General features: G+C 60.0%; 24 protein-coding genes. 5 read left to right on the plus strand and 19 right to left on the minus strand.

What is annotated here, in order from left to right:
• Positions 1 to 132 precede the first annotated feature (132 nt).
• A complete protein-coding gene (locus tag F475_RS20815; protein ID WP_026286336.1) occupies positions 133 to 456 on the plus strand; it encodes a hypothetical protein in 324 nt (107 codons plus the stop codon).
• A 225-nt stretch (positions 457 to 681) separates the two neighbouring features.
• On the opposite strand, the gene F475_RS20820 is transcribed toward F475_RS20815, so the two are convergent.
• Positions 682 to 2,472, minus strand: coding sequence for a bifunctional diguanylate cyclase/phosphodiesterase (locus F475_RS20820; RefSeq protein WP_111454638.1), 1,791 nt, complete (start codon positions 2,470 to 2,472; stop codon positions 682 to 684).
• A gap of 134 nt (positions 2,473 to 2,606) precedes the next feature.
• A complete protein-coding gene (locus tag F475_RS20825) occupies positions 2,607 to 4,688 on the minus strand; it encodes a carboxy terminal-processing peptidase (RefSeq protein ID WP_177431125.1) in 2,082 nt (693 codons plus the stop codon).
• 140 nt (positions 4,689 to 4,828) lie between these two features.
• On the opposite strand from F475_RS20825, the gene F475_RS20830 reads away from it, so the two are divergent.
• On the plus strand, positions 4,829 to 5,791 hold the full coding sequence (locus F475_RS20830) for a zinc-binding dehydrogenase (protein WP_111454640.1): 963 nt from the start codon (positions 4,829 to 4,831) through the stop codon (positions 5,789 to 5,791).
• 104 nt (positions 5,792 to 5,895) lie between these two features.
• On the opposite strand, the gene F475_RS20835 is transcribed toward F475_RS20830, so the two are convergent.
• The 6 genes from F475_RS20835 to F475_RS20865 form a co-directional block, all read right to left on the minus strand.
• Positions 5,896 to 6,549 (minus strand): HAD family phosphatase, encoded by a 654-nt coding sequence (locus tag F475_RS20835; protein ID WP_018925173.1) that lies wholly within the window; start codon positions 6,547 to 6,549, stop codon positions 5,896 to 5,898.
• Between the two features lie 34 nt (positions 6,550 to 6,583).
• The gene (locus tag F475_RS20840; RefSeq protein ID WP_007936172.1) at positions 6,584 to 7,573 is read right to left on the minus strand and encodes an ABC transporter ATP-binding protein; all 990 of its coding nucleotides are present in this window, start codon (positions 7,571 to 7,573) and stop codon (positions 6,584 to 6,586) included.
• The gene (locus F475_RS20845) at positions 7,570 to 8,370 is read right to left on the minus strand and encodes an ABC transporter permease (RefSeq protein ID WP_018925174.1); all 801 of its coding nucleotides are present in this window, start codon (positions 8,368 to 8,370) and stop codon (positions 7,570 to 7,572) included. The genes F475_RS20840 and F475_RS20845 overlap by 4 nt, the downstream gene beginning before the upstream one ends.
• Entirely contained in the window at positions 8,357 to 9,193 is an 837-nt protein-coding gene (locus F475_RS20850) for an ABC transporter permease subunit (RefSeq protein ID WP_167331172.1), read from the minus strand. The genes F475_RS20845 and F475_RS20850 overlap by 14 nt, the downstream gene beginning before the upstream one ends.
• Positions 9,194 to 9,198: 5 nt before the next feature.
• Entirely contained in the window at positions 9,199 to 10,005 is an 807-nt protein-coding gene (locus F475_RS20855; RefSeq protein ID WP_111454641.1) for an alkaline phosphatase family protein, read from the minus strand.
• A 231-nt stretch (positions 10,006 to 10,236) separates the two neighbouring features.
• Positions 10,237 to 11,304: an ABC transporter substrate-binding protein gene (locus F475_RS20865; protein WP_018925177.1), complete on the minus strand. Its 1,068-nt coding sequence runs from the start codon at positions 11,302 to 11,304 to the stop codon at positions 10,237 to 10,239.
• Between the two features lie 351 nt (positions 11,305 to 11,655).
• On the opposite strand from F475_RS20865, the gene F475_RS20870 reads away from it, so the two are divergent.
• A complete protein-coding gene (locus tag F475_RS20870; protein ID WP_007940851.1) occupies positions 11,656 to 12,369 on the plus strand; it encodes a UTRA domain-containing protein in 714 nt (237 codons plus the stop codon).
• A 6-nt stretch (positions 12,370 to 12,375) separates the two neighbouring features.
• On the opposite strand, the gene F475_RS20875 is transcribed toward F475_RS20870, so the two are convergent.
• The 7 genes from F475_RS20875 to minC all read right to left on the minus strand — a co-directional run bounded on the left by F475_RS20875 (position 12,376) and on the right by minC (position 19,224).
• On the minus strand, positions 12,376 to 14,529 hold the full coding sequence (locus F475_RS20875) for a mechanosensitive ion channel family protein (protein WP_086945806.1): 2,154 nt from the start codon (positions 14,527 to 14,529) through the stop codon (positions 12,376 to 12,378).
• A gap of 77 nt (positions 14,530 to 14,606) precedes the next feature.
• Positions 14,607 to 14,783, minus strand: a complete 177-nt coding sequence (locus tag F475_RS30510) for a hypothetical protein (RefSeq protein ID WP_008005668.1) — start codon at positions 14,781 to 14,783, stop codon at positions 14,607 to 14,609.
• A 145-nt stretch (positions 14,784 to 14,928) separates the two neighbouring features.
• Positions 14,929 to 16,218, minus strand: a complete 1,290-nt coding sequence (locus tag F475_RS20880) for a M18 family aminopeptidase (RefSeq protein WP_018925179.1) — start codon at positions 16,216 to 16,218, stop codon at positions 14,929 to 14,931.
• Between the two features lie 273 nt (positions 16,219 to 16,491).
• The gene (locus F475_RS20885; protein WP_018925180.1) at positions 16,492 to 17,127 is read right to left on the minus strand and encodes an RluA family pseudouridine synthase; all 636 of its coding nucleotides are present in this window, start codon (positions 17,125 to 17,127) and stop codon (positions 16,492 to 16,494) included.
• Between the two features lie 91 nt (positions 17,128 to 17,218).
• Positions 17,219 to 17,473, minus strand: a complete 255-nt coding sequence (minE, locus tag F475_RS20890) for a cell division topological specificity factor MinE (RefSeq protein WP_007940845.1) — start codon at positions 17,471 to 17,473, stop codon at positions 17,219 to 17,221.
• Entirely contained in the window at positions 17,473 to 18,285 is an 813-nt protein-coding gene (minD, locus tag F475_RS20895; RefSeq protein ID WP_007940844.1) for a septum site-determining protein MinD, read from the minus strand. The genes minE and minD overlap by 1 nt, the downstream gene beginning before the upstream one ends.
• A 201-nt stretch (positions 18,286 to 18,486) precedes the next feature.
• Positions 18,487 to 19,224 (minus strand): septum site-determining protein MinC, encoded by a 738-nt coding sequence (gene minC / locus F475_RS20900; protein WP_026331736.1) that lies wholly within the window; start codon positions 19,222 to 19,224, stop codon positions 18,487 to 18,489.
• A gap of 118 nt (positions 19,225 to 19,342) precedes the next feature.
• On the opposite strand from minC, the gene F475_RS20905 reads away from it, so the two are divergent.
• Together F475_RS20905 and F475_RS20910 are read left to right on the plus strand one after the other, a co-directional pair.
• Complete coding sequence (locus F475_RS20905; protein ID WP_064619271.1) at positions 19,343 to 20,275, plus strand: lipid A biosynthesis lauroyl acyltransferase; 933 nt, start codon at positions 19,343 to 19,345, stop codon at positions 20,273 to 20,275.
• A gap of 35 nt (positions 20,276 to 20,310) precedes the next feature.
• Entirely contained in the window at positions 20,311 to 21,483 is a 1,173-nt protein-coding gene (locus F475_RS20910) for a patatin-like phospholipase family protein (protein WP_111454643.1), read from the plus strand.
• Between the two features lie 51 nt (positions 21,484 to 21,534).
• Here the strand turns inward: F475_RS20910 and F475_RS20915 are convergent, their stop codons facing one another.
• The 4 genes from F475_RS20915 to F475_RS20930 all read right to left on the minus strand — a co-directional run bounded on the left by F475_RS20915 (position 21,535) and on the right by F475_RS20930 (position 26,126).
• Complete coding sequence (locus tag F475_RS20915; protein WP_018925184.1) at positions 21,535 to 22,320, minus strand: outer membrane protein OmpK; 786 nt, start codon at positions 22,318 to 22,320, stop codon at positions 21,535 to 21,537.
• Positions 22,321 to 22,803: 483 nt separating this feature from the next.
• Positions 22,804 to 24,162, minus strand: a complete 1,359-nt coding sequence (locus F475_RS20920; RefSeq protein WP_018925185.1) for a nucleobase:cation symporter-2 family protein — start codon at positions 24,160 to 24,162, stop codon at positions 22,804 to 22,806.
• A 107-nt stretch (positions 24,163 to 24,269) separates the two neighbouring features.
• Complete coding sequence (locus F475_RS20925; protein WP_111454644.1) at positions 24,270 to 25,571, minus strand: urate hydroxylase PuuD; 1,302 nt, start codon at positions 25,569 to 25,571, stop codon at positions 24,270 to 24,272.
• 51 nt (positions 25,572 to 25,622) lie between these two features.
• Entirely contained in the window at positions 25,623 to 26,126 is a 504-nt protein-coding gene (locus F475_RS20930) for an ureidoglycolate lyase (RefSeq protein ID WP_018925187.1), read from the minus strand.
• Between the last annotated feature and the right edge of the window lie 6 nt (positions 26,127 to 26,132).

Below are 26,132 nucleotides of genomic sequence, written 5' to 3' on the forward strand. Positions count from 1 at the left end.
GCGGCGGCTGTGCGCGGGCACGCTTCGGCGTGGTCGAGTTTCCGATGCTCGGTATTCCTACCCCGCGTATAGCTGCCACCCAAGCCTGTAGGAAGGCTTTTGGCAGCTCCCATTTTCATCGGAAGGTCTCAAATGCCAACACTTCATCCTGATCCACCCTACGAAAAACCAATTCCCCACCCCAAAAACCGCTTCATGGCGTTGACCAGCAACTGCACCGACATGCCCACCCTATTCGTCGACACCCACGCGCCGCTGGACATTCTGACCGAGGCCGCCAGCTACCGAATTCGCGCCGTCACCCAAGTGCTTGAAAACCTGTCCATGCGTGGTTCAGTCGAGTGCGATTCGATGATTCTCAGTGATTTTGCCTTGCTCTGCGCCATTCCACTGAGGGATGGCTGTGATGTGCTGGATGTGATTGGGCGGCGGTTGAGGGCTCGGTCTTCGGATTAGAGCCGAGTGGTTTTTGTGGCGAGGGGCCTTGCCACAAAAGCAAGATCAAAAGATCGCAGCCTTCGGCGGCTCCTACGGATTCGGTGGGGCAAACAAATCCGCAAACATACAAGCGAGGCTTACCCGCGAAGGATGTACCGTGGTTTTTCAAGTATTACGCGTTATCGTTCTTCGCGGGCAAGCCTCGCTCCTACAGGTTTTGCGTTCAAGATCAAATACGGCAAATCACCGATGTCCGGCAACCAACGCTTCCTTAGTTGTCGGCACCGCCAAACTATCAATCACATGCACGCTATACCCCGGCACATTCTTCGCGTGGTGTTTGGCTTGGGAGGCCATTTCCGCTAGCTGGCTCGCGTCGAGCTGTCCGCAGGCCTGTGGATGCAGATGCACCACGCCGATGGACAGCGACAGCAGCGGAAACTCCTGGCGTACGCCCTGGCGGTTGGGGGCGATGAAGCAGCCGGCTTCCAGGTGTTCGCTGCGGTAGAAGCGTCGGCATTGGCTGTGGAAGTCGTCCAGCAGTTGGTTCAGGCGTTTGCGCCAGTCTTCCGGGCCGAGCACCAGCAGGAAGTCGTCGCCGCCGATATGGCCGACGAAGTCGCGGGATGGGTCGACGCGGTCGTTCAGGCATTGCGCCAGGCACAGTAGGACTTCGTCCCCGCGACCGTAGCCGTAGATGTCGTTGAAGGGTTTGAAGCTGTCGATGTCCACGTAGCAGATCACCGACTCCCGTTCCTGTTGTAGCAGGCGTGTCAGGCATTGCTGGATCGGCACGTTGCCTGGCAGCAGGGTCAGTGGGTTGGCGTAGCGGGCTTGCTGGATTTTCAGTTCGGTAATCAGTTTGAGTACGTCGATCACTCGGCCCAGGCCCAGATAGCCGCCGTTGAGGGTGATGATGAAGTCTTCTTCGATGCGTTGGCGGGCGCGGCTGGTGATCAGGCGGCTGACCTGTTGCAGCGACTGGCTTAGTTCCACGGCGAGGAAGTCGTCGCTCATCAAGCGGCTGATGGGTTTGCGGGCGAACAGGTCGGTGGCAAACGGCTTGAGCAGGGCGTCCGAGAGCGAATGACGGTGAACGATGCCGCACGGCCGGCCCTGCTTGTCGAGCACTGCCAGGGAGTTCAGGTTGGCCTGGCGGCGGAAGGCTTCCAGTACGGTGGCGGTCGGGGTATCGCTGGCCATCGCCGGTTGGTCTTTGAGCAGGGCGCTGAGGTCACTGGCGTCCTCGTTCAGCATCGCTGCGGCGCTGGTTGGTTTGGGCATCAAGGTTCGGGCATCGCGGGGCGGATGCTCCTGGGGCCGGCAGAGCAGATAGCCTTGCACAAGATCGACGCCCATTTCGGTCAGCACGGCGAGTTCTTCTGACAATTCGATGCCTTCGGCGATCACTTTTGCCCGCGACGCCTTGGCGATCTGCAGGATCGAGCCGACGAATTCACGTTTGAGCGCGTCCTGATGGATGCCGTCGATGAAGTGCCGATCGATCTTGACGTAATCCGGCCGCAATTCAGACCACAGCCGCAAGCTCGAATAACCCGCACCCAGATCATCCAGCGCAATCGAAAAACCCATCGCCCGATAGTGATGCAGGGCGGTTTGCAGCAACTGGAAATCGTCGGTCGGGGTCTGTTCGGTGAGTTCGATCACCACCTGGCTCGGCGGTATGCCGAAATCCTGCAGCAGTTGCAGGGTGCGTCCGGGCTGGTGGGCGGCTTCGAGCAGGGATTCCGGGGACACATTGAGGAACAGTTTGCCGGGCAGTTGCTGTTCATTGAAGCGTCGGCAAGCGCTTTGGCGGCAAGCGATCTCCAGTTCGCTGAGGCGACCGGCCTGGCGGGCTACCGCGAACAGGGCAATGGGGGAGTGCAGCGGGCTGTTGGAGGGGCCACGGCTGAGGGCTTCGTAGCCGATGATTTGTCGTTCGGAGAGAGAAATGATCGGCTGGAACAGGCTGTGCAAACCGCTTTGAGTCAGTATTGAGCTCAAGGCACTCAGCTGTTCGGTTGTGGTCATGGCGATCTCTGGCGATAAAAAAAGGACTGGGAGCGCAAAGCTCCCAGTCCTTTATTTCACGACAGAATGATGTCTATTTGATGACACTCCGGGGAGCATCAGCACTAAATTGCCATCATCCTGATTGTAAGCACTTAGTGCTTGGCGACCGCGGTGTTGAGTTTCAAGTAATCCAGCAGAATCCGCCCGGTCTCGCTCAGGTAGGCGTCGTCTTCTGGCTTGGTCTTGTCCGGCTCGGCCGCGATGGCATCTTCGTCTTCTTTCTTCAGCTCTTTGAGCGGCTCTTCACCCTTGGCCTTGCGACGGATGTTTTCCATGGCCAGTTGCTTGGCTTCGATATCGGCGTGTTGTGCACGACGGTCGGCTTCATTGAGGCTGACGGTTTTTTCGGCCATCAGCTTCTGGGCCAGGGCCAGTTTGTCGCGAATGAACACGAACTCCGCGTCTTTGGCCGTGCGCACGTCATGCTCGGACTTGAGCTGCGTGATGTACGGCTTGAACGGGTCGACCGCAGGCTTGATGGCCGCACGGATGGTGTCCCACGGCATGGCTTCCGGCAGGGCGCTTTCGCCGATTTCCTTGGTGTCGATGATCGACGGGTAATCGATGTCCGGCAGTACGCCCTGATGCTGGGTGCTCTGACCGGAAACCCGGTAGAACTTGGCCAGGGTCAGTTTCAGTTCGCCATGGTTCAGCGGCTGAATGGTTTGCACGGTGCCTTTGCCGAAGGTCTGGCCGCCGATGATCAGTGCACGGTGGTAGTCCTGCATCGCACCGGCGAAGATCTCCGACGCCGAGGCGGACAAACGGTTGACCAGCAGCGCCATCGGGCCTTTGTAGAACGCGCCCGGGTTTTCATCTTCCAGTACATCGACCCGGCCGTCGGCGTTACGCACCAGCACGGTCGGACCTTTGTCGATGAACAAGCTGGTCAGTTCGGTGGCTTCCTGCAGGGAACCGCCGCCGTTGTTGCGCAGGTCGATGACCACGCCGTCGACCTTGTCTTTCTGCAGTTCGGTCAGCAGCTTCTTGACGTCGCGGGTGGTGCTCTTGTAGTCCGGATCGCCGGCACGGAAGGCCTTGAAGTCCAGGTAGAAGGCCGGGATCTCGATGACGCCGAGCTTGTAGTCCTTGCCATCCTGCTTGAGGCTGAGGATCGACTTCTTCACCGCCTGATCTTCAAGCTTCACCGCTTCGCGGGTGATCGGCACGATCTTGCTGGTCTGGTCATTCGGCGCATTGCTGGCCGGAATCACTTCCAGGCGCACCACGGTGCCTTTCGGCCCACGAATCAGTTTGACCACCTCGTCCAGGCGCCAGCCGACCACGTCGACCATCTCTTTGTTGCCCTGGGCCACGCCGATGATCTTGTCGGCCGGAGCGACCTGCTTGGTCTTGTCGGCCGGGCCGGCAGGCACCAGGCGCACGACTTTGACTTGATCGTTATCGCTCTGCAACACGGCGCCAATGCCCTCCAGGGACAGGCTCATGTTGATGTCGAAGTTCTCCGCGTTATCCGGCGACAGATAGTTGGTATGCGGGTCGTACGACATGGCGAAGGTGTTGATGTACGCCTGGAAGATATCTTCCGCGCGGGTCTGGTCCAGACGCACCAGCTGATTCTTGTAACGCTTGGTCAGGGTTTCCTGAATCTGCTTTGGCTCTTTGCCGGAGATCTTCATCCGCAGCACTTCGTCCTTGACGCGTTTGCGCCACAGGTCGTCGAGCTCGGCGGTGGTCTTGAGCCAAGGGGCATCCTTGCGGTCGACCAGCAAGGTTTCCTTGGTGGTGAAGTCGATCTTGTCGACGCCCTTGTTCAGCTCGGCAAGGGCAAAGTCCAGACGCGCCTTGACGCGATCCAGATAGCGCTTGTAGATGGTGAACCCGGCGTTCAGGTCGCCGCTCTTGAGGAAGTCGTCAAACTGGGTTTTCCATTTGTCGAATTCGGCAATGTCACTGGCCATGAAGTAGCTGCGCGATGGATCCAGCAGCTTGAGGTAGCTGTCGTAGATGATCGCGGAGCGCGCATCGTCGAGCGGCGGCTTGCTGTAATGGTGACGCTTGAGCAATTCGACGACGTTCAGACTGGCGATGACTTCGTCGCGATCGGGCTGAAGCTTGTCCCAGCTGTTGGCTGCGAACGAATTGCTCGACATCGGCAAAAGACCGAGACCAATGACAAGAGCGAGGGCGGTGCTGGGGAAAAAATGCTTCATGCTGATTCGACGCGGGGACAATTGATCACGCATATTAGGCCGTCTTTGAAGTCGCCGGTTCCCACAAGGGCCGGTCGCATAATGCAAGAAAGCCCGGCGCTATAGCTTCGGGCTCAGTCCAGACTCACTATGGAGGCACTGTGAAAGCATTGCAAGGCGTTGAAGGGCGAGTGGAGTGGGTTGAGGAGCCGAGTCCTACGTGCGATGTAGGACAAGTTCGTATCAGAGTGGCGGCAGCGGGACTCAATCGAGCCGATTTGTTGCAGAAAGCGGGCCTGTATCCGCCGCCGCCGGGAGCCAGTCAAGCACTGGGTCTTGAGTGTTCGGGGGTGATCAGCGAGGTCGGTCCGGGCTCGTCCTGGCAGGTCGGAGATCGGGTTTGCGCCTTGCTGGCCGGGGGTGGGATGGCCGAAGAGGTAGTTGTCGACGGACGGCATGTGTTGCCGGTTCCCGAAGGATTGTCCCTGGCCGAGGCCGCGGCGTTGCCGGAAGTGTATGCGACCGTCTGGCTGAATTTGTTTCAACTGGCTTCGCTAAAACCGGGTGAGAAAGTTCTTCTGCATGCCGGAGCAAGTGGAATCGGTTCAGCTGCCATTCAGCTGTGCAAGGCGTTTGGTAACCCGTGCTGGGTCAGCGTCGGCTCCGAGGATCGTCTGGCCTACTGTGAAGCGCTGGGTGCCCAGGGTGGAGTGGTGCGCAATAAGGATCTGGACCGCCTGAACGATCTGGGGCCGTTCGATGTGATCCTGGATCCGGTGGGCGGTAACTATGCGGCGCTGAACCTCAAGTTGCTGGCTCGCGATGGCCGTTGGGTGTTGATCGGTTTGATGGGCGGTCGTGAAGCGCAGCTGGATCTGGCGCAGGTGCTGGCCAAGCGCGTGCAACTGCTGGGTTCGACCCTGCGCAATCGCGACGAGCAGTTCAAGGCCGATTTGTTCAGCGATCTCAGCCAGCACGTCTGGCCGCTGTTTGCCGAAGGGCGTTTGAGCCCGCAACTGGCCAGGACGTTTGCGATCGAGGACGCCGAAGCGGCGTTTGCGGAGCTGGCGACCAATCAGGTGTCGGGCAAGCTGGTGTTGGTGATTGACGACAGCCTGACCTGAACCCAGTAGGAGCGAGGCTTGCCCGCGAATGATGCGACGCGGTATGACAGATACACCGCGTCGCATCATTCGCGGGCAAGCCTCGCTCCTACAAGGGCTCTTGGTTACTTCCAGATATGGATCGGCCAGCCGGCTTTTTCGGCGTGTTCGAGCAACACTGGATCCGGATTCACCACATGCGGGAAATCCACCTTCAGCAGCAGCGGCAAATCGTTGCGTGAATCGGAATAGAAACTCGCGCCTTCAAGGTTTTCCTCTTCGGCGTCCAGCCATTCCAGCAAGCGGGTGATCTTGCCTTCGCGGTAGGTCAGGGTGCCCACCGTGTTGCCGCTGTACACCCCGTGCGCCACTTCCAGCTCGATGCCGAGAATCTCGTCGATGCCCAGACGGTCGGCAATCGGCTTGACCAAATGCGTACCCGAGGCCGAGATCACCAGAATCCGGTCGCCGGCCTTGCGGTGGGCGGCGATGGCTTTGGTGGCGTCGCTGAAGATGATCGGCTCGATAAAGTCTTCCACCCAGGGCGCTACCAAGTGTTCGAGCTCTTGCGGCGTGCGACCGATCAACGGCTCCAGGCTGAAGGCCATGTAGTCTTCCATCGCCAAGTGGCCCCTGCCGTAGGCATCCATCAATTCCTTGTCACGACGCAGGAAGGATTCGCCATCGACCCAGCCGAGGCGGGCCATCTGTTCGCTCCATAGCGAGGCGCAGTCGCCGTGGATCAGGGTTTCGTCCAGATCAAAAATTGCCAGGGCCATCAGTACGGTTCTCTCTTCAACATCAGCAAGGTCATCAGGCTACCTCACACAGGGCTGTCGGATCGATGGAAAGTGCCAGGCGCTGACCATCGGGATGCAGATCGGACGCCGAGCGGTTCAGCACATCCACCACCAATTCCACCCCCCGAGCTTCGACCCGATAGCGAATCACGTTGCCCAACAGGCTGTGGCTGCGCACCTGCGCGTCGAGTTCGCCGTTCAGGCTCAGCTCGATGGCCTCCGGGCGGATCGCGATGCGGTGGGTGATCGGCCGTTGCAGCAGTTTGCTGGCGCTGTCGGCGTCCAGCAGGTTGTAGTTGCCGATGAAGCCTGCGGCGAACACGTCGACGGGCGCGGTGTAGAGGGTTTCGGCATCGCCACTCTGTACGATCTTTCCCTGATTCATCAGGAAGATTCGGTCAGACATGGTCAGGGCTTCTTCCTGATCGTGCGTGACGAAGATCGTGGTCAGGCCGAGTTCGCGCTGGATCTGACGGATCTGTTCGCGCAAGTGCTTGCGAATCCGCGCATCGAGCGCCGACAGCGGCTCATCCAGCAACAACAGCCGAGGCCGGGTCACCAACGAACGAGCGAGAGCGACACGCTGGCACTGGCCACCGGACAGCTGATGCGGGTAGCGGGCGGCGAAGTCATTGAGTTCTACCAGTCTCAGCACTTCGGCGACGCGTTTTTGGCTGTCGTCGGCGTTGACCTTCTGCATGCGTAAACCGAAGGCGACGTTCTGCTCCACGGTCATGTTCGGGAACAGCGCATAACTTTGGAACACCATGCCGATTCCGCGTTTCTGCGGGCTCAGTGGGACGAGGTCGTGACCTTCCAGCAGAATCTGGCCACCGTCCACCGAGGTCAGGCCGGCGATGCAACGCAGCAGCGTGGACTTGCCGCAACCGGACGGGCCGAGCAGGGTGACGAATTCGCCTTTCCTGATTTCGCAGTTGATGTCGCTGAAGACGGTGGTGCCTGAGTAATCTTTCTGAAGATGTTGGACGCTTACATAGCTCATTCGCTTTTGTCCTTGTTCAAGATATTGGCCACCCAGGTCAGAACCAGCACAAAGAAGAAGTAGGAAATCACCAGCGCACTGGTGAAGTGGCCGCTGCTGTTGCGCATGTTGTTGAGGTAGACCTGCAGGGTTTCGTAGCGGGTGCCGACGAGGATGTTGGCGAACACGAACTCACCGAACAGGAACGAGAAGGACAGCAGCAACGCGACCATCAGCCCCTTGCGCAGGTTCGGCAACACCACCAGGAAGGCAGCTTGCCAAGTGCTGGCGCCGAGCAATTGCGCGGCGTCCATCAGGTCGCGCAGGTTGATCGCTTGCAGGTTGTTGGTGATCGCCCGGTACATGAACGGCAGCGCCACGGTGAAGTAGCAACCGATCAGAATCCATGGCGTACCCACCATCGCGAACGGCCCCGAACCGTAGAGCTGCAACAGCCCCACCGACGACACCACCGGCGGCACCGCGAAGGGCAGCAGGATCAGGATGTTCATCAGCGCGTCGAGCTTCGGGAAGTGGTAATGCACCACGAACAGCAGTGGCAGGATCAGCACCACCGACAGAATCAGCGAGCCGATACAAACCAGCAACGACTGACCGAATGCATCGAGAAAGCGCGGATCGCTCCATAGCTGGATGTACCACTTGAAGGTAAAGCCGCTGGGCATAATCGTCGCCGACCAACTGCTGGCGATCGAGTAGATCAGGGTTCCGAGCAGCGGCAACAACAGAATGGCAAACAGCAAATACACGATGACCCGGTGGTAGACACCGACGGGCCCCAGTTCAGCGCGAGACATGGTAGCTCCTCTTCAACAGCAGCTGATGCACGATGGTCACCAGGGTCATCAATGCCACCAGCACCACGGCCAAGGCGCTGGCGAGGTTCGGGTCGAGGGAAATGTCGCCGGACACCATCGCCGCGATACGGATCGGCAACACGTTGAAGTTGCCGGTGGTCAGCGCGTAGACCGTGGCGTAGGCGCCAAGGGCGTTGGCCAGCAGAATCACGAATGTGCCCAGCAGTGCCGGGGTCAGCACCGGCAGACCGATGTGTCGCCAGAATTGCCAGCCGTTGGCCCCGAGCAAGGCGGCGGACTCACGCCAGTCTTCGCGCAGGGCATCGAAGGCCGGGTAGAGCAACAGCACGCCCAGGGGAATCTGGAAGTAGGTGTAGAGAATGATCAGCCCGGTTTTCGAGTACAGGTTGAAATCCTGAATGATTCCGGCCTGTTTCAGCATGATGGTGAAGGTGCCGTTGAACCCCAGCAAGATGATGAACGCGAAGGCCAGGGGCACACCGGCGAAGTTGCTGGTCATGTTGGCGAAGGCATTCACGAAGTTGCGCAGTTTCGAGTCGACCCGGCGCAGGGAGTAGGCGCCGAGTACGGCAATGACGATGCCGAATACGCTGGACCAGAAACTGATCTCGAGGCTGTACTGGATCGCCTGCAAATAGAACTTTGAATTGAAGATTTTGCTGAAGTTGGCCAGGCCCCAACCGAACTCTTCCGATTGCAGGCTGTTGATCATCACCCAGAGCAGCGGGGCGATCTCGAACACGAAGAAGAAAATCGCGAAGGGCACCAGGCACAGAGCGGCCAGCCATTTACCGCGGGTCATGGCATTCACTTGAGCAGCTCCCGGCACACAGGTTTGTCGTGGGGCACGCCCAGCAGTTCGCAGACGGTGCCGCACAGTTCGGTTTGTTTCGGTGCAGCGCCTTGGTTGAAGCTGAAGGCGTCGCCGAGGACGAACAGCGGCACTTCGCGTTCTTCAGGCAGCAGGCCGTTGTGCGAGCGGTCGTTGTTCATGCCGTGGTCGGCAGTCACCAGCACTTGGTATCCGGCGTCGAGCCAGCCTTGCAGGTAGTCGGCGAGGATGACGTCCGCCGAGCGGGCGCTGTTGCGGTATTGCGGGGTGTCGAGGCCGTGCTTGTGCCCGGCGTCGTCGATGTTCATGGGGTGGACCAACAGAAAGTTCGGCGCATGGCGCAGGCGCAGGTTTTCCGCGTCGGCGAACAGGTGCGAGTCCGGGTATTGGTCGTTCCAGTAGAAGTGACCGTGCTGGATCGGCAGTTTCGGGTCGTCGGTGTGACGGTCCCGGGCAGCCACGAACGGTGAACGGTTATACAACTCGCTGACCCAGTGATAGGCCGCGGCGGCGGTTTTCAGGCCGGCGTCGGTGGCGTAATGGTAGATGCTGCGCTGGTTGGACAGGCGCGAGACGTTGTTGTGAACGATGCCGCTGTCGATCGGCGCAACGCCGGTCAGGATGCATTCGTAAAGCGGTCGGGACAGAGCCGGCAGTGCACATTCCAGTTTGTAGAGCGCCGCGCGTCCTGCGCCAACGTAAGCCTGCAGATGCCCCATGGCGTGGCTCGCGACTTCGTAATTGAGGCCGTCGAGCACGACAAGGATGACGTTGTGCTTCATGGGGGGGGACTCCGCAAAAACAGATGATTCAAGTACGCAACCAATCCCTTGTGGGAGCGGGCTTGTGTGGCGAGGGGGCTTGTCGGACCGCCGCATCGCCCCGTTGGGCCGCGCAGCGGACCCAATATCTGCGAGCGCTGCGCACTCGAACGGGGGCGAGCCCCCTCGCCACACAAGCCCGCTCCCCCATTTGGATCTCCATCGGAGTTCCAAATGGGGGGATCTACAGGTTTACGGCATATTGATGATGACTTCTTCCTGCCACTTCTGAGGCAGCGACTTGGAGGTCTTTTCCCACGCGTCGGCGTCTTTGATCGGCGTGACCTTTTTGTACTGTTCGTTAGGCAGCAGCTTGGCCTTGACCTCTTCCGGCAGAGTCAAATGCTCGGCGCGAATTGGACGGGCGTTGCCTTTTGCCAGGTTGATCTGGCCAGCGTCGCTGAAGATGTATTCGCGGGCCAGTTTGGCGGCGTTCGGGTGCTTGGCGTATTTGTTGATGATGGTGGTGTAGCCGGAAATCACCGAGCCATCGGATGGAATCAGCACGGTGTAGTCATCCGGATTCGCCATCTTGGCCTTGTAGCTCAGGCCGTTGAAGTCCCAGACCACGCCGACTTCGATTTCACCCTTTTCCATGGTGGCAATCGTCGGGTTGGCCATGGACAGGCGGCCTTGCTTGGCGATGTCTGCGAACAGCAACAGGGCTGGCTGAATGTTTTTCTCGTCACCGCCATTGGCGAGGGCGGCGGCCAGTACGCCGTTGGCGGCCTGGGCTGCGGTGCTTACGTCACCGATGGAGACTTTGTACTTGCCGCTCTTGAGGTCGGCCCATTTGGTCGGTGCTTCGGAACCGTGCAGCAGCTTTTTATTGATGATGAACGCGATGGAGCCGGTGTAAGCCAGCGCCCAGTTGCCGTCCTTGTCCTTGGCCCAATCCGGAACCTGTGCCCAAGTACTCGGCTTGTAAGGTTGCACCACGCCCTGCTTGACCGCGATCGGGCCAAAGGCGGCTCCGACGTCGCCGATGTCGGCTGTGGCGTTGTCTTTTTCGGCGGCGAACTTGGCGATTTCCTGGGCCGAGCTCATGTCGGTGTCGATGTGTTTCAGGCCGTATTTCTTGGCCAGGTCTTCCCAGGTGCCTTTCCAGTTGGCCCAGTCATCGGGCATGCCGACGCTGTTGACGGCGCCTTCCGCTTTCGCAGCGGCTTCGAGTGTTTTCAGATCGGTATCCGCCGCCATGGCGGCAGTGCACAGGGCAATGGTCGAGCCTAACAGTGATGCCAGGAAAAACTGTTTCATCCGAAGCTCCTTTGGGCGTTTTCAACGCTGCGATTGCGGTTGTGTTGGTCTAGGTCAGCAATACCTGAGCCAATTTAGGCGTCCTGGATGACATTTTGATGTCGACGACCGGTCGGCCTGAATTTCCTGCGCTCGGATACGCGGGGTGCGAGATAAGCGTAGACCATGGCTAAAGGGCTGATATGAAAGGGACTTGGCCATAAAATTGCAGGTGTCTGAAGCAACCGTTCGGCGGCTTTGTCATCTGTCAGTCATCTGCAGTGCCTAGGCTTGCAGGCAATTGATGGAGCCCGGTTTCGATCGCGGTTCTGCCCTGAATCAGTGCTGGTCTAGTCCAGATAGGTAACGTTGATGCGCATCGAGACAACCAAAGCGGTGACAGCGATCGGGCAGGTTCTGCAAGAACAGCTCGACCACGGGCTGTTGGCGCCCGGGAGCAAGTTGCCGGCCGAGCGCAAGCTCAGTGAGTTGTTCGGTACCACGCGGATTACCGTGCGTGAGGCGTTGTTGCAGTTGGAGGCCCAGGGCCAGATTTATCGCGAGGAGCGGCGCGGCTGGTTCGTGTCGCCACCACGGCTGGCTTATAACCTGATGCAACGCAGCCACTTTCACGCGATGGTCAGCGCCCAGGGGCGGGTGCCGTCCACCGAGGTGATTTCCGCGCGTTTGCAACCGGCGTCAGCGGCGGTATGTGCCTGGCTCCAGTTGCCGGCGCTGTCGAGCGTGATCCAGATCTGCCGCTCGCGACGGATTGACGGGCGATTGGTGCTGTATGTGGAGCACTACCTGAATCCGCAGTATTTTCCGGGGATCCTGGACTTCGATCTGAATCAGTCGATGACCGAACTGTATGCGCGGCATTACGACTTGCACTACGGACGGGTGCGCTTCGAGATCGTGCCGACCGCGTTGTCGGTGGACGCCGCGGCGGCTTTACGGGTGTCGGTGGGCAGCCCGGGGTTGCGGATTGCCCGGGTCAACTACGATCAGCATCAGCGGCTGATCGATTGTGACCTGGAGTTTTGGCGCCATGATGCGATTCATGTCGGGGTGGATGTGGTCTGAACCCACCTACGCAGATTGTTCGCCACCGGGGGTGATCACCTGAATGCTCATGCGCGGTGTCGCCAGATCCAGTCCGGCCTCATCCAGATGCCGCTTGAGCGACAGGTTGAACGCCCGGGACACTTCCCACTGCTTGATCGGCGCGGTCTTGAAGCGCGCGCGCAGAATCGCATTGCCGGACTCGAAACTTTCGACCCCCTGAATCTCCAGCGGCGACCAGATGTTGCGCCGTTGCAGCGGGTCGGTGCGCATTTTCTGGCCGACGTCGCGCATCAGCTTGATCGCCTCGTCGATGTCCATGTTCGAGGGCACCGCCACCCGGAAGATCGCGTAGCCGAACTCTCGGGAGTAGTTCTTGATGCTTTTGATTTCACTGAACGGAATGGTGTGGACGATGCCGTCGATGTCCCGCAGGCGCACGGTGCGGATGGTCAGGCCTTCGACCGTGCCCAGGTGGCCGCCGACGTCCACGTAGTCGTCGATGGCCAGGGAGTCTTCGATGATGATGAACAGCCCGGTGATCAAGTCGGCCACCAGCGATTGCGCGCCGAAGCCGATGGCCAGGCCGATGACGCCGGCACCGGCCAGCAGCGGCGTGACGTTCATGCCCATGTTCGCCAGGGCGACGATCAGCGCAATGATGAAAATCGCCACGAACAGCACGTTGCGGATCAGCGGCATCATCGTCTGCGCGCGGGCATTGGCCAGGCCTTTGCGCGAGCGGGTGAGGGCGTGGTGCACGGCGGTGTCACTGAGGATCCAGATCAGCCAGGCAAAAATCAGCGTGCCGCCGAGGCTGAACAGTTTGACGCTGACTTCATGCCCTTCGCCTTCGGTGAAGCGAATCAGCGACATGCCCCAGACCCGCAGGCCGAGTTCGATGAACGCCAGCCATACCAGCAGATGGGCGAGGGTGTAGAAGAAGCTTTTCAGACGATCCGAATACAGCGCATGGCGCTTGGGGCCGCGTTGAGGCTTGAGTGAATGACGGCGCACCAGCCCGTTGATGACCATGCACAACACCAGCAGCACGGTACAGATCAGCGACTGACGCAGCGCGGTGCTGGTGTCGCCGGCAGAGACGAAGGTGGCGAACAGCGAGATGCCCACCAGCACCAGCGCCGGCAGATACCAGAACGTCCCGAGGATTTCGATCGTGTCGCTCAAGGCGCGGCGGGTCAGGCGCCGAGACAGCGGCTGGTTGCGGATCAGATGCGCGATGGGCCGGCGGAAACGCAGAATGAAAAAACCTGTGAAGATCGCCGCCAGTACATTGGCGAACGTCGCCGCCGTATGGGCCAGATGTTCACCGAGGCTGGCGATCAGGCGCGGGTCGTTCAGGGCTTCACCGAAGGCGGCGAAACTGCCGATCAGCCACAACGGGCGGAAGGCCTGATGCCGCAGGATGTACAGGGCGCGATGACGATGCGGGCCATCGAGCAGGGAAAACGCGATGACGCAGATCGCCGAGAAACAGGTACCGACCACCAGCGCATAAGCCAGCACCATGGCCAGGCTTTTGCCCAGTGACGAGGGCAGGGCGTAGGTCATGTAAACCGTCATGACCAGGGCGATCATCCACGGCCCGAGTTTGCGCAAGGCAAAGCGCAGCATGTCCAGGGCCTTGGGGTGTTGCGGCAGTTCTTCGGTGAGGCCGAAGCGCATGCGCACCCGGTGGCCGAGCCAGATCAGGGCGGCGGCCAGCAGGCTCCAGACCATCAGGATCATGGCGAAGGCAAAGATGATGGGCAGCCATTCATTGGCCGGCAGCATGAGTGCCACCAGTTCATCCTTGGCCAGGTTAACTTCTTCGGACCAGCGAGTGAGGGGGCTGTCGGCGCCGGAAAATTGCTTTTCGAAACTGGCCAGGGTGCCGCCGATCAGGCCCAGCACGCCTTCTTCTGTGGTCGGTTGGGCTTTTTTGCTGACGTCGCGCAGCTTTTTCAGGTCCGCCAGGAGTTTGGTCCGTTGCTGATCGTTTTCCAGCGACTTGATGACTTCGTCCAGCGACTGTCCCAGTGGAGCTTGCGCTTCGGGCTGGGTTTTTGCCGAGCCGCTGAGCAGCCCCGGCAAGCCGGCCGCCTGGGCAGGCGTCAGCGGCAGCAGCGTCATCAGGCAGACAAGGAACAAACAGGGCAGGGCAAAAAGACGAGCGAACACTAGGCGGTCAACCTCGGATGAGCGAATCGGCCGAGTGTACGAGCCCGTCAAAATCAATGCGAGCCGGGCGCGAGGATTTATTCGTTGAGTTTGGCGAGGATCTTGTAGATCACGGTGGCGAGGATCATCAGCATGCCGACCCACATCGCGAACACACCGGCGTTCTTGTCGCGAAAGTTGAAACCGATGGCCAGCATGATCATCCCGGAAAGAATCGGGATCAGCATGGCGTGAAACGAAGACATCGAGATCATGGTGACAGCCTTGTCGGAGGGGTTACTGCAAGTCTAGGCGGCTTTCGGGCGGGCGTTGGTGATGTGTGGCAGGAATGGATCGCAAGATCATTGTGGCGAGGGAGCTTGCTCCCTCGCCACAAAAGTTGCCTTTTAATCACAAGGGTTATGGCAATTCGCGGCAGGCGTAAAACGCGCTCAGCACTTTGACCAGGTGTGCCAGGTCATGGCTGCCGCACAGCTCGCGGATCGAGTGCATGGCGAACGTCGGCAGGCCGATGTCCACGGTGCGCACGCCCAGGTGGCTGGCGGTGATCGGGCCGATGGTCGAGCCACAGCCCATGTCGCTGCGCACCACGAAGCTCTGCACCGGTACTTCTTCGGCCATGCACAAATGACGGAAGAACCCGGCGGTTTCGCTGTTGGTGGCGTAGCGCTGGTTGCTGTTGACCTTGATTACCGGGCCGGCATTGAGTTTCGGGCCGTGGTTGGCGTCGTGCTTGTCGGCGTAGTTCGGGTGTACGCCGTGGGCGTTGTCGGCCGAGACCAGCAGGGATTTCTGAATGGTCCGTACGAACTCATCCCCTTCGGGCAACAGGCGACGCAGGGTTTGCTCAAGCATCGGACCGTCGGCGCCACAGGCCGAGCAGGAACCGACTTCTTCGTGATCGTTGCAGACCAGCACGCAGGTTTCGTCGGTTTCGGTCGTCAGCAATGCTTGCAGGCCGGCGTAGCACGACAACAGGTTGTCCAGGCGAGCGCCCGCGATGAAATCGCCATGCAGGCCAATGACCGCGGCGCTTTGGGTGTCGTAGAAGCTCAGCTCGTAATCAAGCACCACGTCGGCGTTCAGGCCATGTTCGCGGGCCAGCTGATCGGTGAGCACGGCGCGGAAGTCCACGCGTTCGTCACCGGCGAATTGCGCGAGAATCGGCGGCAGTTCGGTCTGGGCATTGATCGCCCAGCCCATATTGGCTTCACGGTTGAGGTGAATGGCCAGGTTCGGAATGATTGCAACGGGAGCCTTGAAGTCGATCAACTGGCTCTCGACCTTGCCATCGCGACGGAAGGTCACGCGGCCGGCCAACGACAGATCGCGGTCGAACCACGGCGCCAGCAGTGCACCGCCATAGACTTCGACGCCCAATTGCCAGAAGCCCTGGCGTTGCAGTTCCGGCTGGGGTTTGACCCGCAGGCACGGGCTATCGGTGTGCGCGCCAACCAGGCGAATGCCGCCGTGCAGGGGCGAATGACGGCCCATTTTGAACGCGACGATCGAAGAGTCGTTACGGGTGACGTAGTAACGGCCATTGGCTTCGGTGGTCCATGGCTCGCGCTCGTCGAGGCGCACAAAACCGGCCGCTTCCAGGCGCTGGACAAGGCTGGCGGTGGCATGGAACGGGGTAGGGGAGGCCTTGAGGAAGTCGATCAGGCCTTGGTTCAACTCTTCGCGCATAAGAAGCTCCAGACAGCAGTGGCGCCAGTTTAACGTATTGAAAGCGCAAAGTGCGGCGGGCCTGATGTTGGCGGCGCGTGAGATTTAATGTGGCGAGGGAGCTTGCTCCCGCTCGGCGGCGCAGCGGCCGCAAATCCTGCTTGCGCGGTGTGCCCGACAGAATACGGTCGCTGGTTTTGGGAGTGCTCCGCACTCCAGCGGGAGCAAGCTCCCTCGCCACAACAGCCCCCTCGCCACAACAGCTCCCTCGACACCGAAGCCTGGGCACCACCGTTAGAACGGTGCCGGGCACTCGAAGCGCAGGCGTTCGCCGCTTTGCGGATGAGTGAAGCTCAGCATGCTCGCGTGCAGGCACAGGCGTGGCCAGGCAGCCAGGGCTTGCGGATGGGCATAGAGCCCGTCACCCAGCAGCGGGTGGCCGATGGAGAGCATGTGCACGCGCAACTGGTGGGAGCGGCCGGTGATCGGCGTCAACTCGACGCGGCACCAGTCGCCACAACGCTCCAGTACGCGCCAGAAGGTCAGGGCGTGCTTGCCGAATTCGTGGTCCACCACGTGACGTGGCTTGGTCGGCGGATCGTAGCGCAGGGGCAAGTCGATGCTGCCACTGTCCAGTTCCGGTTGTCCCCAGCACAGGGCGGTGTAGGCCTTTTCGGTTTCGCGGTCGTGAAATTGCCGAGACAGCTCGCGATGAGTGTCCGGGTCACGGGCCAGCAGAATGATGCCGGAGGTTTCCCAGTCCAGCCGATGGACAATTCGCGCTTCCGGGTAGCCGTTTTCTTGCAGGCGCGTAATCAGGCAGTCCTTGTTGTCATCGGCCCGTCCGGGGACGGAGAGCAACAGGGTCGGTTTATCCACCACCAGTACGGCGGCGTCCTGATAGATGATGCGGATGTTGGACAACGGCATTAAAACAGCCTCGTAACAAACGCCAACGGCGACTCAGGCCCCCTCCAGTCATGGAAGGGGCCTGAGCCGCCGTGGCTCCCGCCGGATCGACTCAGCGATCGGGCAGGGTGATATTGAGTTCCAGAATCGAGCAGCTGCCCTGGTTTTCCAGAGCGACGTGCACGTCATCGGACCCGATATTGACGTACTTGCGGATCACTTCCACCAGTTCCTTCTGCAAGGCTGGCAAGTAGTCCGGCGTACTGCGTTGGCCGCGTTCATGCGCCACGATGATCTGTAGACGCTCTTTCGCTACCGAGGCGGTACTGGGCTTTTTGTTGGCACGAAAGAAGTCAAAAAGGTTCATTACCTACCTCCAAAAAGTCGCTCGAAGAATCCCTTCTTCTCGACATCGAGGAAACGATGGTCCACGGTCTTGCCCAACAGACGATCGACAGCATCGCTGTACGCCTGGCCGGCGTCGCTCTGGTCGTCGAGAATCACCGGCACGCCCTGGTTGGAGGCCTTGAGGACGGCTTGCGATTCTGGAATCACGCCCAGCAGGGTCACCGCGAGGATTTCCTTGACGTCTTCGACGCCGAGCATTTCGCCGTTGACGACGCGCGTAGGGTTGTAGCGGGTCAGCAACAGGTGTTCCTTGATCGGGTCTTCGCCGTTTTCGGCGCGACGGGACTTGCTGGCCAGCAGGCCCAGCATGCGGTCCGAGTCACGTACGGAGGAGACTTCCGGGTTGGTCACGACGATCGCTTCGTCAGCGAAGTACATGGCCAGGTGGGCACCTTTCTCGATACCGGCCGGGGAGTCGCAGACCACGAATTCGAAATCTTCTTTCAACTGCATCAGGACTTTTTCTACGCCTTCCTGGGTCAGCGCGTCTTTGTCGCGGGTCTGACTGGCGGCCAGCACGTAGAGGTTTTCCAGGCGCTTGTCTTTGATCAGGGCCTGTTGCAGGTTGGCTTCGCCGTTCACCACGTTGACGAAGTCATACACCACGCGGCGCTCGCAACCCATGATCAGGTCGAGGTTACGCAAGCCGACGTCGAAGTCGACGATAACTGTTTTGTGACCACGCAGAGCGAGGCCGGTACCGATAGCGGCGCTGGTGGTGGTCTTACCCACACCACCCTTGCCGGATGTAACCACGAGAATCTTGGCCAAGGTGTTTTACCCCTAAGGAAAAAGGACGTTTAGCCCCTGAAAAACATCTCTTGAAAAACTACTGCAGTCGGACAGCCTTGGCTGGAATCCGGTTTTGAGCGGTATCTACCCCCGGTAAACACTGCTTTTAGCCTTTTTCCTACTTCGTTTGAGCCGTTTTCGCTACGTTTTAGAGATGCTTGGAAAATGCGGCAGTATCCGTTAAAGCCGAATGATGTTCAACACGTCACCCGACAGGCTGACTTGTACTCCGGCGCCCCACAATGGATCGCGGCGCAGGTCCTCGGAAACCTTGTAGTGACCGGCGATGGAGACCAGTTCAGCGGTCATTTGCTGACAGAAAATCCTGGCTTTCGTATCACCTTTGACGCCAGCCAGCACACGACCGCGCATCGCGCCGTATACATGGATGTTGCCGTCGGCGAGAAGTTCCGCCCCCGGGCTGACCGACGAAATCACCACCAGATCGCTGCCCTGGGCATAAATCTGCTGGCCACCACGTACTGGCGACGTGATGATTTTTGTCGGTTTGATGGTCGGCTCCGGTGGTTTTTCCGGCTTTTTCGCTACGACGCCTTCGAGCGGGTCGAGCGGGCGTTCCCGCGCGCCGGACGGCGGCAGCACTGGCAGATCGACCGCAATGGCCGCTGCGATGTCTTCGATGCGGCTGGCACGGATCGCCAGGGTGCGCAGGCCATGCTGGCGGCAGATGCGCATCAATCCCGGCAGGTCGACCGAGCCTTCGCTGGCCGGGAGTTTGTCCAGGGCCAGTACCAGCGGCGCGTTACTGAAGAAGTTGGGCGCCTGGGCGACCTTGGCGGCCAGTTGCCGATCAAGGTTCTCGAGGTCGTTACGGGCCAGTTCCAGCACCGTAATGGCCAGCATGCTGCCCTTCAACTGGAACACGGGATCTTGGTCTAGCGGTTCGGTTTGGCTCATGGTCGGCATACAACGGCTTGTCACTAAAAGTGCCGAGACTTATAACGAGAACGCCCGCAGGCCGCAAGCCGGGTCGAACGATGTAGAATGCGCGGCCATTAACTTTCCGGAACCTTTAATGGAACGCCCGCGATTTCGAACAGCATTTCTTTCTCCGCGTTTCTGGCCGCTGTGGTGTGGCCTGGGGCTGTTGTGGCTGATTGTGCAGTTGCCGTATCCGGCGTTACTGGCGATCGGTCGCGCCCTGGGCGCATTGATGTACCGAGTGGCCGGCGACCGACGGCGCATTGCCAAGCGCAATCTTGAGCTGTGTTTCCCTGAAAAATCCGCTGCCGAGCGCAAACGCCTGCTCAAGGAAAACTTCGCGTCCACCGGCATCGCCTTCTTCGAGATGGCCATGAGCTGGTGGTGGTCGCGCAAGCGTCTGGCGAAACTGGCCCATGTCGAAGGCCTGGAGTATTTGAAACAGGCTCAGGCGCAAGGCAAGGGCGTGATTCTGATGGCTGTGCACTTCACCACGCTGGAGATCGGCGCAGCGTTGCTCGGTCAGCAACACACCATCGATGGCATGTACCGCGAACACAAGAATCCGCTGTTCGACTTCATCCAGCGCCGAGGCCGCGAGCGGCACAACCTTGACTCGCTGGCGGTGGAACGCGATGACGTGCGGGGCATGCTCAAACTGCTGCGCGCAGGGAGAGCGATCTGGTACGCACCGGATCAGGACTACGGCGCCAAGCAAAGTATCTTCGTGCCGCTGTTCGGGATTCAGGCGGCGACTGTCACCGCCACCAGCAAATTCGCACGCTTGGGGAAGGCGCTGGTGGTGCCGTTCACCCAGGAGCGCCTGGCTGACGGCAGCGGTTATCGACTGGTGATTCATGCCCCGCTCGAAGGCTTTCCCGGCGAGACGGAAGAGGCCGATTGCATTCGGATCAACCAATGGGTGGAGGGTGCGTTGCGCGAATGTCCGGAGCAATATCTCTGGGCGCATCGCCGCTTCAAGAGCCGCCCACCGGGCGAGCCGAAACTGTACGCCAAACGCGGTTGAGTCACCGATCCCTTTAAGCACCATGGAGTGTTGCAATGAGTCCTGCTGAACCGGTTACAGGGTTGATTCTTTCCGGCGGTGGGGCTCGTGCGGCCTATCAAGTAGGCGTGCTGGCAGCGATTGCCGAGCTGCTGCCGATGGGGGCGACGAATCCGTTTCCGGTGATCGTCGGCACCTCGGCCGGTGCGATCAATGCGGTCAGCCTGGCCAGTGGGGCGATGGATTTTCGGAGTGCGATCGAGCGTCTGACGGCCTTCTGGCAAGGTTTTCGCAGCCATCTGGTATTACGCAGCGATTGGCCGGGGGTGATTCATCAGGCCGCCCGTTTTGTCAGTCACAACCTGATGGGCATTGGCTCGCCGGTGCCGGTGGCCCTGCTTAACAGTTCGCCGCTGCGCCGCCTACTCAATCACAAACTGCACATGCCCGGGATCGCCGAAGCGATTGCGCAAAAGCAATTGCGGGCCGTAGCGGTTACAGCGTTCGGCTACGAGTCCGGCCAGGCCGTCACGTTTTATCAGGGCGGCGGCACCATCGAATCCTGGTTGCGCCATCGGCGAGTCGGCGTGCCGACCCAACTGACTGTCGACCATCTGCTCGCCAGTTCCGCGATTCCGTTGCTGTTCGCACCGGTAAAAATCGGCGAAGAATATTTCGGCGATGGCGCGGTGCGTCAATCGGCACCGATCAGCCCGGCCCTGCACCTGGGCGCCAGTCGCGTGCTGGTGGTGGGCGTCAGCGGCAACCCGCGCGGGATCGATCCGCAACAGCCGCTGCAACGTGCCTACACCGGTCAGCAGCCGACCCTGGCGCAAGTCGGTGGGCACCTGCTCAACAGTACGTTCATTGACAGCCTGGAAAGTGACATCGAGTTGTTGCAGCGTCTGAACCAGTTCAGCCATCTGCTGCCCGATGGCATCTCGAGTCGTGCATTGGGAGCGGCGCCAGTGGATGTGTTGGTGATTTCACCGAGTCAGCCGATCGATGAAATTGCCGCGCGGCATCGCCAGGAACTGCCGGCAGCCTTGCGCCTGTTTTTACGCGGGCCGGGGGCGACCAAGACCAGCGGGGCAGGGGTGCTGAGTTATCTGCTGTTCGAGGCGGGGTATTGCAGCGAATTGATTGATCTGGGGCGGCGCGATGCGTTGGCCAAGCGCGATGAGCTGTGCCGGTTTCTGGGGTTGGTGGAGCCTGCGGTTCCGGCTTGAGGTTTGTGGTGTGGCAATCGCGGGCAAGCCTTGCCCGCGAAGCTTTTACGATCAGAAGTGGAACTTCACCAGCAAACTCGTGTTGCTCTGATCGGTCTTGAAGTACTGGCTGTCCCTGATCCCGTACTTGTCCGACCAATAGTCGTACTCGACACCCACATACAACTGCTTCTCGCCAATGTTCAGTGCTTTGCCCAAGTCGTATTTGATCTGCGGGTTGAAGTGCAGGTTGGCGTGGTAGGTGCCTTTGCTGTTCTTGTCGTTGTCGACCACCCAGTCCATGAAGCCATCGATCAGGATGTTCGAATCGCCCACCGGAATGGTGTAGGACCAGACCGGGGTGATCTGCCAGACGTTGTCACCAGGGCGGCTGCCTTCGGTGTGACGCTGGTAGAAGTTCAGCTGGAAGTAGTCGAAACCAGGAATCGCCAGGTCGAAACCCGGACCGATCAGGTAAGACTCGGTATCGCCTTCACCGAACTCGTACGTCATGGCCAGCAGCACGTCCTTGACCGGGCCGAACTCCAGTTTCTGGTCGAAGATTTTGCCAAACGACAAGCGCGGGCTGATTTCGCCGTAGTAGGTGTTCGAACCGACGCCGGGGTCGTCCTTGCCGTTGTAGAAAATCTTGTCGACGAACATGAAGTTGTCGCCGTATTTCCATGCATCGGCGTGCTCGAAAGTGACGGTTTGCTGAATGCGCGGGTTGACCTGGAAGTCCTTGCCATAGAGGTAGGTCAGGCTGTTGTTCTGCCATTGCAGCAAGTCGCCGGCCATGGCCTGGCCCCCGGCCAGCAAGGATCCCGCGAGCATCAGACTGGTGCACGTACGTTTCATTCGGTTGCTCCCAAAAAGTAGGTGGTTCCACGTTATTTTTCTAAGGTCGGCGCTCTGGTGTGGCGCCTTTTCTTGCTGCTGTAAAAAAATCATCCATTCGGTCAGCTTTGGTGCTGTTAGCAAGAGCTGAGCCAAGGCTTTCAAAAAGCCAAAAAATGCCCGTTCGGCTGTTCTACAACAGTCGATTGAGCGTCTTTTCGGGAAGCCTTGATACTGCCCGGAGCCGGGGTAAGTTGGCTTTCCGGTCAGGAATTAAATCCGGGCTTTTTTTTAGACCGGATTCGGGCGGCCGCGGAGAATACTGACTCCTTGGCCAGGTCTCAAGTGCCCCGCAACAGAGCACTGGCGACAGGTGTGGGGCATTGCTGAACGACAGACTTGTCTGGGTACGAATCATCTGTTGCTCCCTCTTGTTTTTATTGTTTGAGGTGCAGGCAGTCACCCCTGTGGGAACTCGCCACAGGGTGTGTGCTTTGTACTGTGTCAGTGCGTGTGGGCGTGGCAGTCGTTGACGGCTGCGCGTTCGTGACCGCCGAGGATGTTGAACAACAGGTTCAATGCCAGGGCGCTAAGCGTGGCCATGGCGATGCCGCTGTGGGTGATCGGGCTCATCCACATCGGCAGGTGGGCGAAGAATTCCGGGCGCACCACCGGGATCAGCCCCATGCCGATACTCACCGCCACCAGCAACTGGTTGCGCCGGTCACCGATGTCGGCTTCCTGGAGAATCTTGATCCCGGTGGCGGCGACCATGCCGAACATCGCAATCGCCGCGCCGCCGAGTACCGCCGGAGGTATCGATGCCACCAGGAACGCGGCTTTGGGCAGCAGGCTCAGCACGATCAGTAAGCCACCGGCGACGATGGTCACCGAGCGGCAACGTACGCCGGTCATTTGTACCAGGCCGATGTTCTGAGCGAATGAGGAGTGGGTGAAGGTGTTGAAGAAGCCGGCGAAAAACGAAGCACCGGCATCGCACAGCAAGCCGCGACGCAGCATCCGCGGCGTGACGTCCTGGCCGGTGATTTTGCCCAGCGCGAGGAACATCCCGGTGGACTCGACGAAGATGATTACCACCACCAGGCACATGGACAGAATCGGTGCGAGCTCGAATTTCGGCATGCCGAAATGCAGCGGGGTGACGATTTGCAGCCACGGCGCCTGGTCCATGCCGCTGAGGTCGACCATGCCGATCACGCCGCAAATCGCGTAACCCAGGCACATGCCGATCAGCACCGAGATGTTGACCCAGAATCCGCGCATGAAGCGGTGGACCAGCAGAATGGTGGCCAACACCAGTGCGGCGATGGCCAGGTAGACAGGCGAACCGAATTGGGCTGCGCCAGCACCGCCACCGGCCCAGTTCACGGCTACGGGGAACAGCGATAAACCGATCGAGGTGATGACAGTGCCGGTCACCAGCGGCGGGAAGAAGCGCACGACCTTGGACATGAACGGTGCGATGAGCATGCCGAAGAAACCGGCGGCAATGGTCGCGCCGAAGATCCCTTGCAGGCCGATGCCGGGCATCCCGGCCATGGCCACCATGCTGCCGACCGCGGCGAAACTGGCGCCCATCATCACCGGCATGCGGATGCCCATCGGGCCGATGCCCAGCGACTGGACGATGGTGGCAATGCCAGCCACCAGCAGGTCGGCGTTGATCAGGAAGGCGATTTCTTCACGGTTCAGGCCGGCGGCCTGCCCGATGATCAGCGGCACTGCAATGGCGCCGCCGTACATCAGCAGAACGTGTTGCAGACCGACCAGAATCAGTTGCACAAGGGGTAAACGTTGAATGGCGGGTGCGTCGGGGATGCGCGCTTCGGATAGCTCGGACATGCAACACCTCGGATCTTTTTTATTCTTGTGATTTTTGTATCAGGCAGACCTATGGCGAGGGAGCTTGCTCCCTCGCCACACAAGCCCTGTCTCCATCAAGTTTTTACTTACTTGGTCGGAGCTCCCTGAACAATCCACGCGCCGATCAGGTCACGTTCCTGCTGGGTCATCTGGGTGATGTTGCCCAGTGGCATGATCTGGCTGGTGACCGCTTGAGCCTGAATGCGAGCGGCGTTTTGGCGGATCTGTTCTGGCGTGTCGAACATCACGCCGGCCGGTGCGGCACTGAACAGCGGGCTGGTGGGCTTGGCCGAGTGACAGACCGCGCAACGTTCCTGAATGACGCTGTGAACCTTGTCGAACGTCGGGCCCTGATTCGAGGCCTGGGCCGGTGCAGCGGCAGGCGCATCAGGTTTCGCCGCTTCAGGTTTGGCACCACCGCCGAGGGCGGTTTCCGGCAGCGGCTGGTACTCGATGGTCCCAGGTGCCTTGGCCACTTCAGGTGCGCTGGACATCGGCGCCGGGCCGGTCACGTAGGCCAGGCAAATCATGCCGACCGCCGCAACGGGCAGGGTCCAGGCGAATTTGTGGCTGTCGTGACGGGTGTTGAAGTAGTGACGCACCAACACCGCCAGCACCGCGATCCCGGCCAGGATCAGCCAGTTGTACTGGCTGCCGTACGTGCTCGGGAAGTGGTTGCTGATCATGATGAACAGCACCGGCAAGGTGAAGTAGTTGTTGTGCCGCGAACGCAGCAAACCTTTGGCCGGCAGCGCCGGATCGGGCGTGCGGTTTTCGGCGATCGCCGCCACCAGGGCGCGCTGGGCCGGCATGATGATGCGGAACACGTTGCCGACCATGATAGTGCCGATGATCGCGCCGACGTGCAGGTACGCACCACGACCGCTGAACACTTTGCTGAAGCCGTAGGCGGCGCCGATGATCAGCACGAACAGAATAAAGCCGAGCAGGGCAGGGCGTTTGCCCAGGGCCGAGTCGCAGAGGAAGGAGTAGATGAACCAGCCGATGAACAACGAGCCGAGGCCGATGGCCACGCCTTCAGGTCCGCTCAGGGTGCTGCCCGGAGCCAGCAGGTACAGCGTCGGGTTGGAGTAGAACACCACGCACAGCAGCGCGATCCCCGACAGCCAGGTGAAATAGGCTTCCCATTTGAACCAGTGCAGGTTGTCCGGCATGGTCGGCGGAGCCAGTTTGTATTTTTCCAGGTGGTAGATACCGCCGCCATGGATCGCCCACAAATCACCCGCCAGCCCGTTTTTCGGGTTGACCCGATTGAGGTTGTTTTCCAGCCAGACGAAATAGAACGACGCGCCGATCCAGGCCACGCCAGTGATCATGTGAACCCAGCGCACGCTCAGGTTCAGCCATTCCAACAGATGTGCTTCCACAGTCTTTACCTCTCGCCTGTCACCCTTGTTGTCGAGTGATCAGACCTTCTCTTATTGGTGGGGGGCGAGGATCAAACACTCATCCTCTTGGAAAAAATGCTCATCGCAGTTATTGCCTGTGCCACTGCGATCAACCACCAGGAAGTCATCCCGCTTTTCGATCGTCAGCACCGGGTGGTGCCAGACGCCGCGATGGTAATTAATGCCCTGCCTGCCGTTGGTGACGAAGGCGCGGACCAAGCCTGATACAGGTGCATCGCCAAGTGGCGCGACCACGATCAGAAAGGGGTTGCCGAGCAGCGGAATGAACGCCTGACTGCCCAGCGGATGGCGCTCCAGCATGCGCACGGTCAGCGGCATGTCCTGCGCGTCGGCGCGGAAGATGCTGATGATCGCCTTGTCCTCTGGCGTGGCGGTTTCCACCGTCGCCAGTTTGTGGAAGCGCATGGTCGAACCGTTGTTGATCATGAAGTGATCGCTGCCGTCGGTTTCGATCACGTCACCGAAAGGGGCGAAGGCTTCTTTGGTCAGCGGTTCAATCGTCAATGTGCGCATGCTGGT

Source organism: Pseudomonas sp. URMO17WK12:I6 (genome assembly GCF_003253625.1).
Lineage (GTDB): Bacteria > Pseudomonadota > Gammaproteobacteria > Pseudomonadales > Pseudomonadaceae > Aquipseudomonas.